General features: G+C 72.2%; 13 protein-coding genes. 5 read left to right on the top strand and 8 right to left on the bottom strand.

The features are described from left to right. Positions 1-63: 63 nt before the first annotated feature. Genes K4S16_RS11705 through K4S16_RS11695 form a run of 3 tightly spaced genes read left to right on the top strand, consistent with a single transcriptional unit; the run spans position 64 to position 4,074 of the window. Positions 64-2,220, top strand: coding sequence for an MMPL family transporter (locus tag K4S16_RS11705; RefSeq protein WP_149258948.1), 2,157 nt, complete (start codon positions 64-66; stop codon positions 2,218-2,220). Positions 2,221-2,225: 5 nt separating this feature from the next. Further along, positions 2,226-3,425: a sensor histidine kinase gene (locus K4S16_RS11700; RefSeq protein ID WP_149258947.1), complete on the top strand. Its 1,200-nt coding sequence runs from the start codon at positions 2,226-2,228 to the stop codon at positions 3,423-3,425. A gap of 1 nt (position 3,426) precedes the next feature. Then, positions 3,427-4,074: a response regulator transcription factor gene (locus tag K4S16_RS11695; RefSeq protein WP_149258946.1), complete on the top strand. Its 648-nt coding sequence runs from the start codon at positions 3,427-3,429 to the stop codon at positions 4,072-4,074. Here K4S16_RS11695 and K4S16_RS11690 read toward each other — a convergent pair. The 5 genes from K4S16_RS11690 to K4S16_RS11670 all read right to left on the bottom strand — a co-directional run bounded on the left by K4S16_RS11690 (position 4,071) and on the right by K4S16_RS11670 (position 8,642). Continuing rightward, complete coding sequence (locus K4S16_RS11690; RefSeq protein ID WP_149258945.1) at positions 4,071-4,787, bottom strand: ABC transporter permease; 717 nt, start codon at positions 4,785-4,787, stop codon at positions 4,071-4,073. The genes K4S16_RS11695 and K4S16_RS11690 overlap by 4 nt on opposite strands. Next, entirely contained in the window at positions 4,784-5,695 is a 912-nt protein-coding gene (locus tag K4S16_RS11685) for an ABC transporter ATP-binding protein (RefSeq protein WP_149258944.1), read from the bottom strand. Before K4S16_RS11685 ends, K4S16_RS11690 begins: the two co-directional genes overlap by 4 nt. A gap of 55 nt (positions 5,696-5,750) precedes the next feature. Continuing rightward, a complete protein-coding gene (locus tag K4S16_RS11680) occupies positions 5,751-6,629 on the bottom strand; it encodes an ABC transporter permease (RefSeq protein ID WP_149258943.1) in 879 nt (292 codons plus the stop codon). Further along, positions 6,626-7,600: an ABC transporter ATP-binding protein gene (locus K4S16_RS11675; RefSeq protein ID WP_149258942.1), complete on the bottom strand. Its 975-nt coding sequence runs from the start codon at positions 7,598-7,600 to the stop codon at positions 6,626-6,628. Before K4S16_RS11675 ends, K4S16_RS11680 begins: the two co-directional genes overlap by 4 nt. Positions 7,601-7,685: 85 nt before the next feature. Then, positions 7,686-8,642, bottom strand: a complete 957-nt coding sequence (locus tag K4S16_RS11670) for a DUF389 domain-containing protein (protein WP_149258941.1) — start codon at positions 8,640-8,642, stop codon at positions 7,686-7,688. Positions 8,643-8,761: 119 nt separating this feature from the next. Between K4S16_RS11670 and K4S16_RS11665 the strand changes: the two genes are divergently transcribed. Next, positions 8,762-9,649 (top strand): HNH endonuclease family protein, encoded by an 888-nt coding sequence (locus K4S16_RS11665; protein ID WP_235036730.1) that lies wholly within the window; start codon positions 8,762-8,764, stop codon positions 9,647-9,649. Between the two features lie 20 nt (positions 9,650-9,669). Beyond that, complete coding sequence (locus K4S16_RS11660; protein WP_149258940.1) at positions 9,670-10,011, top strand: hypothetical protein; 342 nt, start codon at positions 9,670-9,672, stop codon at positions 10,009-10,011. A 46-nt stretch (positions 10,012-10,057) separates the two neighbouring features. Here the strand turns inward: K4S16_RS11660 and glmM are convergent, their stop codons facing one another. The 3 genes from glmM to rplM all read right to left on the bottom strand — a co-directional run bounded on the left by glmM (position 10,058) and on the right by rplM (position 12,588). Continuing rightward, positions 10,058-11,401 (bottom strand): phosphoglucosamine mutase, encoded by a 1,344-nt coding sequence (gene glmM / locus K4S16_RS11655; RefSeq protein WP_149258939.1) that lies wholly within the window; start codon positions 11,399-11,401, stop codon positions 10,058-10,060. Positions 11,402-11,527: 126 nt separating this feature from the next. Next, complete coding sequence (gene rpsI, locus K4S16_RS11650) at positions 11,528-12,037, bottom strand: 30S ribosomal protein S9 (RefSeq protein ID WP_149258938.1); 510 nt, start codon at positions 12,035-12,037, stop codon at positions 11,528-11,530. A 98-nt stretch (positions 12,038-12,135) separates the two neighbouring features. Next, the gene (gene rplM / locus K4S16_RS11645) at positions 12,136-12,588 is read right to left on the bottom strand and encodes a 50S ribosomal protein L13 (RefSeq protein WP_149258937.1); all 453 of its coding nucleotides are present in this window, start codon (positions 12,586-12,588) and stop codon (positions 12,136-12,138) included. Positions 12,589-14,006: the final 1,418 nt, after the last annotated feature.

Raw genomic sequence — 14,006 nt, 5'->3', positions numbered from 1 at the left:
GGACGGCATGTTCCACCGGTCGAGGCTCATGCGCGCAGGGGTGCCGCGGCCAGCATCGTCGGTATGACTGATCTTCTCGTACGCATGGCCCGGTGGAGCGCCGGGCACCCCTGGCGCGGCATCGCCGCCTGGCTGCTGTTCGTGGTGCTGTGCCTCGGCATCGGCGTCGCGGCCGGCGGGCACGCGGCCACGACCGAGGACTTCCGGATCGGCGAGGCCGGACGGGGGGAGGCGATCGCCGCCGAGGGCGGGCTCCAGCAGAGGCCCGTCGAGCGCGTGCTGGTCACCGGCAGGGGCGCGGCGGCCGACGCGGCGGCCCAGGACGCCGCCGCGCGCATGCGGCGGCTGCCCGAGGTCGCGTCGGTGTCCGCGCCCGTGCGGTCGAAGGACGGCTCGGCCGTGCGCGTCGACGTGACGTTGAAGGGCCCCGAACTCCAGGGCAAGAAGCACGTCGAGCCGTTGCTGGCCCAGACCGCGGCCGTGCGGGCCGCGCACCCGGACGTGCGGGTGGAGGAGACGGGCGGCCCGTCCATCAGCAAGGGCGTCGAGAAGCTGCGCGACGACGACCTCGCCCGCACCGAGGTGATCGCGTTGCCGATCACGCTGATCACGCTGCTGGTGGTGTTCGGGTCGTTCGCGGTGGCGGTCGTGCCGGTGGTGCTCGCGCTGACCTCGATCGCGGCGGCGATCGGCCTGTCGATGCTCGCCTCGCACGTCTTCCCGGACGCCGGGGTCGGCGCCAGCGTCATCCTGCTGATCGGCATGGCGGTCGGCGTCGACTACACCCTCTTCTACCTCAAGCGGGAGCGGGAGGAGCGGGCCCGCGCGGAGGGCCGGCTGACCGCGCGGGCGGCCGTGGAGGTCGCCGCGGCGACGTCCGGGCGCTCGGTGGTGGTGTCCGGGCTGGCGGTCGCCGCGTCCAGCGCGACCCTCTACCTGGCCGACGACGTGATCTTCTCCTCGATCGCGACGGCGGCGATCGTGGTCACGCTGATCGCCGTCGTCAGCTCGCTGACCGTCCTCCCGGCGGTGCTGGCGAAGCTCGGCGGGTGGGCGGAGCGGCGGGCCGTCCGGCGCGGCCGGACGCCGAAGCCGCCGCGGACCGGCGGCGGCCGGATCACCCGGGCGATGCTGCGCCCCACCGGAAGGCACCCGGCCGCGACGCTGGCCGTGGCCCTGACCGCCATGCTGGCGCTGACGGCGCCGCTGCTGAGCATCGACCTCACCGACATGGGCCGCGACAGCCACCCGCGCGAGATCCCGGCGATGCGGACCTACGACCGGCTGAACGCGGCGTTCCCCGAGCTGAAGGCCATGCACCAGGTCGTCGTCAAGGCCGACGCCGCACGCGCCGACGAGGTGACCGCCGCCCTGCGCGCCCTGGCGGAAAGGGCCGAGGGCGATCCCCTGCTCGCCGGGACGTCCGAGCTGCGCACCTCGCCGGACGGGCGGATCCACCTGCTCGAACTCGCGGTGCCGCACCACGTGAGCACCGACGAGGCGCGGCGCTCCCTGGAGCGGATGCGCGGCGAGTACGTCCCGGAGACCGTCGGACGGCTCGGCGTGGAGACCGCCGTGACCGGGGACGTGGCCCGCTACGCCGACTATCCCGAGCACCAGGAGAGCAAACTGCCGTTCGTCATCGGGGCGCTGCTGCTGGTCACGTTCGCGATGACGGTGTGGGCGTTCCGCTCGGTGGTCCTCGGCCTGATCGGCGTGGTGCTGAACCTGCTGTCGGCCGGCGCCTCCCTCGGCCTGCTCACCCTGGTGTTCCAGGGGACGTGGGCGGAAGGCCTGCTGGGCTTCACCTCCACCGGCTCGGTCGGCTCCCGCGTCCCGCTCTTCCTGCTGGTGATCCTGTTCGGCCTGTCGATGGACTACCAGGTGTTCGTGATCAGCCGGATCCGGGAGGCGGCGCTGCGCGGCGTCCCGACCCGGCAGGCGGTGCTGGACGGCGTCGGCGGCTCGGCGAGCGTGGTGACCAGCGCGGCGTTCGTCATGGTGACGGTGTTCGCCGGCTTCGCCACCGTCCACATCATGGAGCTGAAGCAGATGGGCTTCGCCCTGGCGGTGGCGGTGCTGCTCGACGCCGCCGTCATCCGCGTCACGGTCCTGCCCGCGGTGATGCTGCTGCTCGGCGACCGGTGCTGGTGGCCGTCGCGCCGCCCGCGGCGGGCCCCGGACCGCGCGGCCACGCCGGTGCCGCAGAACATAGGCTGATCGTCATGGTGCAGCCCGGCGAACGTCCCCAGGTGCGGGCGCTCCGCAGGTGGTACGCGGCCGCCTGGATCGTGTTCGGACTGGTTCCCCCCGCCCTGGCGGTGGCGGACCAGCCGGACTCCACCAGGGCCCCGACGCTGGCGCTGCTGTCGGTGCTCGGGCTGTGCTACCCGATCACGGAGACGTTCCCCGGGAATCCGGTGGTCCGCCGGAACACGTTCCTGGGCGTGCTGATCGCGGGGATCGGCGGCGTCTCCTTCCTGATGGGCGGCGCCGCGTCCCTGCTCATCGCGTCCCTCCCGCACTTCTGGATCTTCGCGGGAAGCCCGCGGCGCGCGGTGCTGCTCAGCGGCGCCGCCGCCGCGGCGGCGGTCGCCGGGGACGCCGTCCGGCACGCCCCGGACGTGGAGCCGCCCACCGGCAACTCGGTCGCCGCGCTCATCGGGTACGCGGCGGGCGTCCTGCTCGGGCTGTGGATGCACCGGGTGGTCGGGCAGCAGGACGAGCGCGCCCGGCTCCTCGAAGCCGACCTGGCCGACGCCGAGCGCCGCCTCGCCGAGGCGCAGCGGCGGCAGGGCGCCACCGCCGAGCGCGAACGGATCGCCCGCGAGATCCACGACACGCTGGCGCAGGGGTTCGCGTCCATCGTCGTCCTGGCGGAGGCGGCCCGCACCGGCCTGCGCTCCGACCCGGACCTGACCGGCCGGCAACTCCTGTCGATCGAGCAGACGGCGCGGGAGAACCTCGCCGAGGCGCGCGTCCTCGTCAGTTCGGGAGCGCAGTTCGGGCCGGAGGCGCACGGATCAGATACGCGGGACGTCGCCTCCGCGTCGATCGCCCGGACGCTGCGCCGCGCCCTCGACCGGTTCGCCGAGGACACCGGGCTCACCGTCCACGCCGAGCTGCCCGACGTCGAGTGCGACCAGACGACCCGGATCGCGCTGCTGCGCTGTACGCAGGAGTCGCTCGCCAACGTCCGCAAGCACGCCGGCGCGTCCACGGTCGGCGTCGTGCTCGAACGGCACCCGCACGGCGTCGAGCTGGAGGTCACCGACGACGGCCGCGGCTTCACGGTCGCCGGGTCGCACGGCTTCGGACTCGACGGCATGCGCCGCCGCCTCGCCGAACTCGGCGGCGAGCTCACCGTGACCAGCTCCCCCGGCGAGGGCACCCGGATCCTCGCCATGATCCCCGCGAGGGCGTGAGATGACCGCGAATCCCGCACCGGCCCCCCGGAGACTCCGGATCATCCTGGTGGACGACCACACGGTCATGCGCGCGGGCCTCGTCGCGCTGCTGGCCGCCGAGCCCGGCATCGAGATCGTCGGCGAGGCCGGTGACGGCCGCGCGGGGATCGCCCTGGCCGAACGGCTCCGGCCCGACGTCGCGCTGCTCGACCTGCGGATGCCCGTGCTGGACGGCGTCGCCGCCACCGCCGAGATCGGCCGGTTCGGGACCCGCGTCCTCGTCCTCACCACCTACGACACCGACACCGAGATCGAGCGCGCGATCGAGGCCGGCGCCGTCGGCTACCTGCTCAAGGACACCACCCGCGACCAGCTGGTCGAGGCGATCGGCGCGGCGGCGCGCGGCGAGACCGTCCTCGCGCCCCGGGTGGCGGAGAAGCTCGTCGCCCGGATGCGCCGCCCCGAGCCGGCCGCGCTGACCGCCCGGGAGGTCGAGGTGCTCCGGGCGGTCGCCGACGGCCTGTCCAACGCCGAGATCGGGCGGCGGCTCGTCATCGCGGAGGCCACCGTCAAGACGCACCTGCTCCGCGTCTTCGCCAAGCTGGACGTCGGCGACCGCACGCACGCCGTCGTCGTCGCCATGGACCGCGGCCTCCTCCCCCGCTAGTCGGCGCTGGCGACCGGGAGGGAGCGGAGCCGGAAGGTGGCGAGGAACGTCGCGACGAGCGTCACCGCGACCAGCAGCCCGATCGCCACGGGCAGGTCGACGGTGGACCTGACCGGGGACGCCTCGGTGAGCGCGTCCGTCACCGACAGGCACCACTGCTGGATGGACGCCGACTTGGCGCCCGGCGCGAAGTTGCCGAGCAGCGACTCCCACACCAGCGCGTACAGCAGGCCGATCGTGACGGCGTTGCGGCTGGCGACGGCCAGCGCGACGAACACCGAGCTGTAGACGACGCCGCCGACCAGCACCCCGATCGCGAACGCCGGGGTCAGCTGCGCGGTCGTCCCCGTGAGGATGACCCCCGCCAGCAGCGTCGGCACCGTGGCGAACACCGTCACCAGGACGATCGCCACGACCAGCTTCGTCAGCACGATCACCTCGCGCGGGATCGGCTTGGTCAGCACGTACATGATCTGGCCGTCGTCGATCTCCGGGCCGATCACGCCGGTGCCGGCGATCAGCGCGAGCAGCGGCAGCAGCGTCGCCAGGCCGAACTTCTGCAGCACGCCCGCGGAGACGTCCAGGTCGTCGTTGCCGGTCACGCTCAGGGCCACCGCCAGCACCAGCAGGAGCAGCGGCAGCCCCAGCAGGAGCAGCGCGCGCTTGCGTCCGAGCATCGCCCGGAACGTGATCATCGCGATCGTGCCATTCATCGGGCCACCAGGTAGGAGAAGACGCTTTCGAGGGACTCGTCGGCCGGGGAGACCTCCCAGAGGCGCACGTCGGCGTCCCGGGAGACCTGCGGGAGCAGCCAGGTGAAGCGCTGGAAGTCGACCGCCTCCACCTGCAGGCCCTTCTCGGTGAGCTGGACGCTGCGGGCCGAGCCGTCGGCGATGACGGCGGCGGCGAGCCGCCGGTCGTCGGACGAGCGGACGAGGAAGATGTGCGGCCGGTCGGTCATCAGCCGCCGGATCTTGCGGAAGTCGCCGGACGCCGCGTGCCGGCCCGCCACGATCACCTCGATGTGGCTGGCGAGCCGCTCCACCTCCTCCAGGATGTGCGAGGAGAACAGGATCGTGCGGCCCTCGGCGGCCATCCGCTGGATGAGGTCCATCAGCTGGAGCCGCTGCCGCGGGTCCATGCCGTTGAACGGCTCGTCCAGCAGCAGCACGGGCGGGTCGTGCACCAGCGCCGACGCCATCTTGATGCGCTGCTTCATCCCCTTGGAATAGTTGCCGATCGGGCGCCCGGCCGCGTAGTCCATCTCCACCAGGCCGATGGCGCGGCGGGCGGCGGCGCGGGGGTCGGGCAGCTTGTGCAGTTTGGCCATCGCGAGGATGAACTGCTCGCCGGTGAGGAAGTCGTAGGCCGACTCCCGTTCCGGCACGAGGCCGAGGCTGCGGTAGGCGCCGGGGTTGCGCCAGATCGGCGTCCCGTCCAGCGTGACGGATCCGGACGACGGCGCGAGGAACCCGCCCATCATGTGGATGAGCGTCGACTTGCCGGCCCCGTTCGGCCCGAGGAGCCCGGTGACGCCGGGCCCGACCTTCATCGACACGCCGTTGACGGCCACGACGTTCCCGTACCACCGGGAGACGTTCTCCAGGATGAGCTCGCTCATGCTGTACTCCTTCGAGGGGGGACGACCCCCCACACCCCCCGGGTCGCTCCGCTCATTAGGAGAGGCCCGCCTTACGGAACCGGCGGTACAGGACCGCGATCGAGCCGACGATGATCAGGACGCACAGCGCGAGCGCGACCACGCCGCCGGCGATGCCGGACGGCACCCCGGCCGACGACGTCTGCGCGCCGAGCAGCCGGACCTGGACGATGTCCACCAGGTTGAACGGGGTGAACAGCCCCGCCCAGCCCTGGAGGGTGAAGTTCGTCTGCGCCTCGGCGATCCCCTGGACGGCGCCGACGAACGCCGCGCTGATCATGTAGACGGCGATGACCGCGGCGACCCCGAACCCGCGCCGCGGGGTGAACGCCGCGACGACCATCCCGATGGCCGCCAGGACGAGTGCGAACAGCACGCAGCCGACGAGGGCGCCGAGGTACTTCAGCACCTGCTCGCCGGGGTCCGGCATCTTGGAGATCAGTCCGCCGACGTACAGGACGGTGACGGGCACCGCCATCAGCGCGAACAGCGCGGTCGCCATCGCGGCGCCCTTCGCCAGCACGAAGTCGAGATGGCCGACCGGGCGCGAGAAGTACAGCGGGATGACGTGGAAGCGCACCTCCCGCGAGGCCAGCACCGGCGCCTGCGTGGCCAGGAAGATCGCCACGATGACCTGCATGATGTTGGCGTAGGAGGCGTAGCGGAACAGCGCGTCCTCCTGCTTGGTGAACGCGAACGCCGCGACCGACCCGGCGGCCGGCAGCAGCATGATCGCCGCCAGCAGGAACGGCATCACCTTCGCCCGCGCGGGGCGGCCGAGGCCGTACGCGGCGCGCAGGTTGTGCACGTACAGCGACCGCAGGACATAGGCGCGGCCGTTGCGGCGCCCGTCGTAGTGCCGGTAGCCGATGTCGTGGATCGTGCTGGTGCTCATCGCGGCGCTCCCTGCTGCACGTCTCCCGGCCGCACGCCCGGGGGCTGCGCGTCTCCGGGCGGGTCCTGCGGCGCGGGCGGCGTCTGGAAGACCTCTTCGATGTGGTGGCGGCGCTGCTCCATCCGGACCAGCCGCAGCCCGAGCTCGGCGACGCCGTCGCGGACCAGGTCGTAGGTCTGCTCGCCGGCGATGTCGACGACGAGGAACCGGCCCTCCGGGCGGACCGCCACGCCCTGGTCGTAGAGGTGCTGTCCGAGCGCGTCGCGCCCCTCGTCGACCTCGACGGTGAGGACGCCGCTCTCGGTCGTGTACGCCTCGACGGCCTGGGAGCGCAGCAGCTTCCCGCCGTCGATGATGACGACGTGGTCGCAGACGCGCTCCAGCTCGCCGAGCAGGTGCGAGGTGACGAGGACGCTGATCCCGAAGTCGGCGCCGATCCGGCGGATCAGTTCGAGCATCTCGTCGCGCCCGGCCGGGTCGAGGCCGTTGGTGGGCTCGTCCAGGAAGACGAGCTTCGGGTCGTGGACGAGGGCCTGCGCGAGCTTCACCCGCTGGCGCATCCCCGTCGAGTAGCCGCCGATGGGACGGTACCGCTCCTCGTACAGCCCGACGTGCCGGAGCGTGTCGGCGGCGCGTTCGCGGGCCGCGGTCGGCGGCAGCCCGCACATCCGGGCCATGTGCACGACGAACTCGGTCGCGGACACGTCCGGCGGCAGGCAGTCGTACTCGGGCATGAACCCGACGCTCTCCCGGATCCGCAGGCCCTCGCGGGCGATGTCGAGGCCGAGGACGGTCGCGGTCCCCGAGGTGGGCGGCAGCAGTCCGAGGAGGATCTTGATGAGCGTCGACTTGCCGGCGCCGTTGGCACCGACGAGGCCGACGACGCCGGGCTCTACGGCCACGGAGAGGTCGTCCAAGGCGGTCACCCGAGGGAACCTCATCGTCAGGCCCTGGGTGGCGATGATGGGCATACCGTCGAACCTAGTGGCTGGCTCGCCGCGGCACGTCACCCTAAAGGGCGATCAGGGGCAGCCTTTGGTCCGACGCGGCGCCGACCTAAGTTCCCCGCGCGGCGGTCCTCCGGCCGCGGTGGCGCAGCACGACGGCCCACAGGCTCCGCTGGACGAGCAGCGTCACCGTCCCCGCGATGATCATTCCGACGATGTTGACGCCCAGCTGGAGCAGCGAGCCGGTGATCTCGCTGCCGTGCTTGAGCGCCATCGCGACCGCGAGGTTCCCCGCCGCGGGCACGGTGGTGACCGAGATGAAGACCCCGACCAGCGCGGACGACTTGCCGGCGGTGAGCGACAGCACGCCCGCCGCGCCCGCGAGCAGCGCGACGATGAACGACCAGCGGTCCGGGCTGTAGATGAACGCGGTGAGCGGGCGCTTGTCGGGCAGCCTGTCCAGCTCGATCACGCCGGTCCACCGGGCGGCCAGCGCGCACACGTAGGTGACCGCGACCGCCACGGTGAACCCGACGGCCAGCGCCCGCACCGCGTGCACGATGCGTCCGGGCTGGAGCCGGACGAGCCCGAAGCAGATCGCCGCGATCGCGGCGAACTCCGGCCCGAGGACCATGGCGCCGACCACCAGCACCGGCGAGTCGATCAGCGCCGCGATCGCGGCGAGCTGCGTGGCCAGCACGAGGAAGGCCACGAAGGACCAGGTCAGCGCCGTTCCCTCGCTGACCTGCCGGTCGAGTTCCTCCCAGACGACCGCGTCGTCGCCGTGCCCCGGCGCGAGGTCCTTGGCCACTTCGGCGTGGTCGGACAGCGTCAGGTCGACCTTGTCGAGGGCGATCGACCCGTCCCGGTCGACGTCGAGGGCGCGCAGCGCGTCCAGCACCTCGTTGGCCGCCTCGCGGGCGATGTCGGCGGTCACGAGGTCGCCCTGCGGGGAGCGGGCGGCGCCTGCGATCACGACGACGTTGGTGGCCCCGGCGCAGGCCGCCAGCTCCTTGCAGACCGCGTCGGTGCGCTCGGCCGGCACGATCGCTCTCAGATGCAGCACGGGGCAATCGTGCCGTAAACGACGCGTCGATGTGGCAGAACGCCTGGTCGTGAGGTTTGATCGGTTATTTGCCTTCAAGGTGGCAAAAACCCGCAGAAACCCCCCAGGACGGTGAAGGCATGACACAGGCGCCGGTGCTGACGAAGGCCTCGTGGACGAGGGCCATGCTGGCGAAAGCCAGGCTGACGAAGGCCAGGCCGACGGAGGCCGAGCTGACGAAAGCCGAGCCGACGGAAGCGGCGCGCACGAGCGCCGAGCGCATGAGCGCCGGGCGCACGAGAACCGAGCGCACGAGAACCGGGCACACGAGGACCGGGCGCGCCAGGACCGGGCGCACGAGGACTGCGCGGGCCGCCGTGGCGGGCCTCGCGCTCGCCGTCCCGCTGGCGGCGGCGGGCTGCGAGGGCGACGTGGGGCTCTCGGAGACAGGGTCGCCCTCGTCCGGCACGACCAAGCCCGCGTCCGGCGACGCGGCCAAGGCCCGCAAGAACCTGTCCGGACTGCGGATCGCGTCCACCGGGGACAGCGGAGGCTACCGGCGCGACAAGTTCGGGACGCGCTGGAAGGACACCGACCACAACGGCTGCGACCAGCGCAACGACGTCCTCGCCCGCGACCTGGAGAAGGTCGAGAAGAAGGGCAGGTGCATCGTGCTCTCCGGACGGCTGGACGACCCCTACAGCGGCAAGCAGATCACCTTCGAGAAGAAGGACGCCGCCGAGGTGCAGATCGACCACGTCTACCCGCTCGCCCTCGCCTGGCGGATGGGCGCCTCCCGCTGGAGCGAGGACAAGCGCGAGCAGTTCGCCAACGACCACGACAACCTGCTCGCCGTCTGGGGCGTGCCCAACCGGCAGAAGAGCGACTCCGGCCCGGGCGAGTGGAAGCCGCAGAAGGGGTTCCAGTGCGTCTACGCCATCAAGTACATCGCGGTCGCGAAGGAGTACGAGCTGCCGGTGACGCGCTCCGACCACGACGCGCTCCAGGACTTCCTCGGCCGCTGCTGAGCCGGCCGTAAGCTCGTCCCATGAGCGAATCGCGCGACAGTGACGCCGCCAGGGACGTTGAGCAGGGGGCGGACGCCGAGGGTACGGCGCAGGAGCGGCCGCGGGTGCGGACGGAGCGGGGCGTGGGCGCGCGGGCGACCGGGGCCGAGGTGACCGGCGCGTCCGCGACCGGGCTCACGCTGCGGGCCGGGAACGGGTTCGGCTCCCTGGCGCTCGGGGCGATGGCCGTCGGCGCGGTCGCGGTCGGCGCGGTCGCGATCGGCAAGCTCGCCGTGAAGCGGGCCGTCATCGGCCATCTCCAGGCCGGGACCGTCGAGATCAAGCACCTGAAGGTCGGCCGGCTGGAGATCGACGAGCGCTAGCCGCTCCCGGCCGCGAGACCGGGAACGGCGCGGGCGGGCGGCAGGGTCAGCCGAGGGCCGTGCGCACCACGCCGGCGAGGTGCTCGGCCACCGACTGGGCCTGCGTCTCGGACGCCGCCTCCACCATCACGCGGACCATCGGCTCGGTGCCGCTCGGGCGGATCAGGACGCGGCCGGTGTCGCCGAGGTCGGCCTCGGCGGCGGCGACGGCCGCGGCCAGCTCGGGGGAGGTCTTCGCGCGGTTCTTGTCGACGCCCTTGACGTTGATGAGGACCTGCGGCAGCCGCGTCATGACCTTGGCCAGCTCGTCCAGCGGGCGCCCGCGGCGGACCATCGCGGCGAGCAGGTGCAGGCCGGTGAGGACGCCGTCCCCGGTCGTGGCGTGGTCCAGCATGATGACGTGGCCGGACTGCTCGCCGCCGAAGCCGAAGCCGCCCTCCTTCATCGCCTCCAGGACGTACCGGTCGCCGACCGCCGTCTCCACGACGGTGATCCCCGCCTCCTGCATGGCCAGCTTGAAGCCGAGGTTCGACATCACGGTCGCGACCACGGTGTCCTGGGCGAGGGCGCCGGCCTCCCGCAGGTCGAGGGCCAGGACCGCCATGATCTGGTCGCCGTCCACGACCTCGCCGGACGCCGTCACCGCAAGGCAGCGGTCGGCGTCGCCGTCGTTGGCGATGCCCGCGTCCGCGCCGTGCTCGCGGACGGCCTTCTGCAGCGCCTCCAGGTGCGTGGAGCCGCAGCCGGAGTTGATGTTCAACCCGTCGGGGGCCGTGCCGATCGTGATGACCTCGGCGCCCGCGCGGCGCAGCGCCTCCGGGGCGACGTCGCTGGACGCGCCGTTCGCGCAGTCGACGACGACGCGCAGGCCGTCCAGCGACACCGGGACCGTGGTCAGCAGGTGCGCGACGTACTGCTCGACCGCGCCGTGCGCCTCCCGGACGCGGCCGACGCCCGCCCCGGTCGGCAGGTCCCACGCCTCGCCGAGCCGGGCCTCGACGCGGTCCTCCAGCTCGTCGGGGAGCTTGTAGCCGCTGCGGTCGAAGAACTTGATCCCGTTGTCGGGGGCGGGGTTGTGCGACGCCGACAGCATCACGCCGAGGTCGGCGTCCAATGCATGGGTCAGATGCGCCACCGCGGGCGTCGGCAGGACGCCGAGCCGCAGCACGTCGACCCCGGCGCTCGCGAGGCCCGCCACGACGGCGGCCTCCAGGAACTCTCCCGAGGCGCGCGGGTCGCGGCCGACCACCGCCACCGGCCGGTGCCCCTTGAACGCGCCCTGCTCGCCCAGGACCCTCGCCGCCGCGACGGACAGGTCCATGGCGAGCGGGGCGGTCAGATCGCGGTTGGCGAGCCCGCGCACGCCGTCGGTCCCGAACAGACGAGCCACAGTTCAACTCCCGATCAGAGAGAAGGAGAGATCACCCGGAAAAGCGGACGAGCCGCCGCACCCGGTGCGCCGGCCATGCGGGCCGGACACGAAAAAGCCACGGGGTGCGACGGCTCGTGCCGTCGATCAACGCTTGCTGTACTGCGGAGCCTTGCGGGCCTTCTTGAGACCGGCCTTCTTGCGCTCCGGCACCCGCGCGTCGCGGGTGAGGAAGCCGGCCTTCTTCAGCGCCGGGCGGTGCTCGATGTTCGCGAACTGCAGCGCGCGGGAGATGCCGAGGCGCAGCGCACCGGCCTGGCCGGTGGTGCCGCCGCCGTTCACGCGCGCGAGCACGTCGAACTGGCCCTCCAGGCTCAGCAGCACGAACGGCTCGTTCACGATCTGCTGGTGGACCTTGTTCGGGAAGTACTGGTCCAGGGTGCGGCCGTTGATCTTCCACTGGCCGGTGCCGGGGACGATGCGGACCCGCGCGATGGCCTGCTTGCGGCGGCCGGTGCCGGCCGCGGGGCCGGTCGCGACCGGCTGGCCGAGGAAGCCCTCGCCGGCGGCCTCGGGGGTCTCGGTGCTGTACTCGGACGGCGCGTCCTCGTACGAGTCGAGTTCGGCGGCCTGCTCGGCGCCGGTGGTCTCGTCCACGGTTCTCCTTGGGGTGTTCTAGCCAGGGCGGCTGGCCCGTACGACGGGTGCCCCGGCGGCCTCTGCTTGGCTGCGCACGATCGGCTCGTGCGCGGGAGTCACTTCTTGATCTGGCTGATCTGGGTGATCTCGAACGGGACCGGCTTCTGCGCCTGGTGCGGGTGCTCCGGCCCGGCGTAGACCTTCACCTTGCCGAACATCTTCCGGCCGAGGGAGTTCTTGGGCAGCATGCCCTTGATCGCCTTCTCGACGGCCCGCTCGGGGTGCTTGGCCAGCAGGTCGGCGTAGCTCACCGAACGCAGACCGCCCGGGTAGCCCGAGTGCCGGTAGGCGCGCTTCTGGTCCAGCTTGTTGCCGGACAGCGCCACCTTGTCGGCGTTCACGATGACGACGAAGTCACCGGTGTCGAGGTGCGGGGCGTAGATCGGCTTGTGCTTACCCCGAAGCAGCTGTGCGACCTGACTGGCGAGACGGCCCAGCACGACATCGGTCGCGTCGATGACGTACCACTGACGCTGGACGTCAGCGGGCTTAGGGGTGTACGTGCGCACGGTCGTAAGCCTTCGTTTCTCGTCGACTCTCAGCGGTTTCGATCCTCCACCCGTCCGGAGGACGGGTGCCACCTGGCAGCGGAATCCTGCTCGCGCCGATCAGAGGATCATCCGACCTGGCGCTCCGGGATGCCGGGGCCCGCACGCGGCCACAGGGACGCACATGATGGGGACGCACCGACACGTCGTCGCGTCGCCTCCCACCTGCAATGAGCAGGCGTCGACGCACACAACAAATACGCAGGATACTCGGCCGCGCGCACACGGGTCAAAACGAGCCGCCATGGCGCCACCGGCCGCGCGCCCAGTACACCACCAGTATGCCGTATGACCGGTATGTACGTATCAATGGCGGCCATGGACAACGGGCCGGCATGCGCGGCCTCCACAACAAGCCAGCGCGACCCCGTCAGTCCACAACCGGCTACGCAACTGCCACGCACGCCAGGCTTGCCCGGACCGCTATACACGGCGAGTCCTGCGGGCCGACAGACATGACGGACCTGCAGACGATACGCGCGACACGCCGCGAAACCGGCATACACGACAGTCCCGCAGGACCGGCGTGCGGCCGAGCGAGAGCATGCACATCACCAGCAAGGGCACGCACCGCCGAGGCAGCCGGAACTGGCGCCGGTGGCAGCGACGACGGCGGCACTGGGCGCGTTCGCCGGTGAACGCGAAGACAACCGAAGGCCTCGCACAGCCGGCACACGCGACGGGCCCACGGCGCGACAGGCGGCCCGAGTACCCAGCATGCGCAGCCGCCTTGCGCACCCTCAGACGCGCCGCCCCTGCATAGCCGGCATGCGTGGCGGAACTGCGTAGCCGACATGCGCGACAGGCCTGTGGGGCCGGCAGGCGTGACGGCCCCTGCGCGGCCGGATCGCACAGCCGGTGGCGCGACTGGCCTGCGGGCTGGCAAGCGTGGCGGACCTGCGTGGCCGGCAGGTGGGGCTGTGCAGCCGGTGTGTTGCGGGCTTGTGGGGGCGGCTTGCGCTACGGGTATTCGCGGGCGGGTATGTCGGGCCCGGCATGCGCTGCCCGGTATGGACCGTGGCGTGCGCGGCGGCAGTGCCGAATGGGAAACGTTCAGCACTCTACTGATCACCCTTTGTAGCGGTTTCGGTCTTTCTGGAATCATTTCCGTAACAGAGGGTCGATCTCGGGATATGGTGCCGGGCGACCGGTCCACGCCGGCTCACGCCGGCCCGCACCCGGGAGCCCCCGCTGACTACTCCCCGCAGAGATTCCGCCGGACGCCGCCGGTCCGGCCGTGCCGGGCAGCCCGGCCCCGCACCGCGTGACGCCTCCGCGCCGCGTGACGCCTCCGGCTCGCGTGACGTCCCGCCGCGTCCCGGGGTCCCCCCTTATCGTGACGAGCTCGTCGCCAGTGGCCCGCGGCGCCGCTCGGGGCC

Origin of the sequence: Actinomadura sp. K4S16, from assembly GCF_008327685.1 — a bacterium.
Lineage (GTDB): Bacteria > Actinomycetota > Actinomycetes > Streptosporangiales > Streptosporangiaceae > Spirillospora.
The sequence above is the reverse complement of the archived record's forward strand: the minus strand, read 5'-3'. Positions and strand labels throughout refer to the sequence as shown.

Bases quoted from the DNA above. Each gene is read 5' to 3' on its own strand.
- K4S16_RS11695 (WP_149258946.1), top strand. From the start codon at position 3,427: ATGACCGCGAATCCCGCACCGGCCCCCCGGAGACTCCGGATCATCCTG.
- K4S16_RS11675 (WP_149258942.1), bottom strand. From the start codon at position 7,600: ATGCCCATCATCGCCACCCAGGGCCTGACGATGAGGTTCCCTCGGGTG.
- K4S16_RS11690 (WP_149258945.1), bottom strand. From the start codon at position 4,787: ATGAATGGCACGATCGCGATGATCACGTTCCGGGCGATGCTCGGACGC.
- K4S16_RS11685 (WP_149258944.1), bottom strand. From the start codon at position 5,695: ATGAGCGAGCTCATCCTGGAGAACGTCTCCCGGTGGTACGGGAACGTC.
- K4S16_RS11705 (WP_149258948.1), top strand. From the start codon at position 64: ATGACTGATCTTCTCGTACGCATGGCCCGGTGGAGCGCCGGGCACCCC.
- K4S16_RS11700 (WP_149258947.1), top strand. From the start codon at position 2,226: ATGGTGCAGCCCGGCGAACGTCCCCAGGTGCGGGCGCTCCGCAGGTGG.
- K4S16_RS11665 (WP_235036730.1), top strand. From the start codon at position 8,762: ATGACACAGGCGCCGGTGCTGACGAAGGCCTCGTGGACGAGGGCCATG.
- K4S16_RS11660 (WP_149258940.1), top strand. From the start codon at position 9,670: ATGAGCGAATCGCGCGACAGTGACGCCGCCAGGGACGTTGAGCAGGGG.
- K4S16_RS11680 (WP_149258943.1), bottom strand. From the start codon at position 6,629: ATGAGCACCAGCACGATCCACGACATCGGCTACCGGCACTACGACGGG.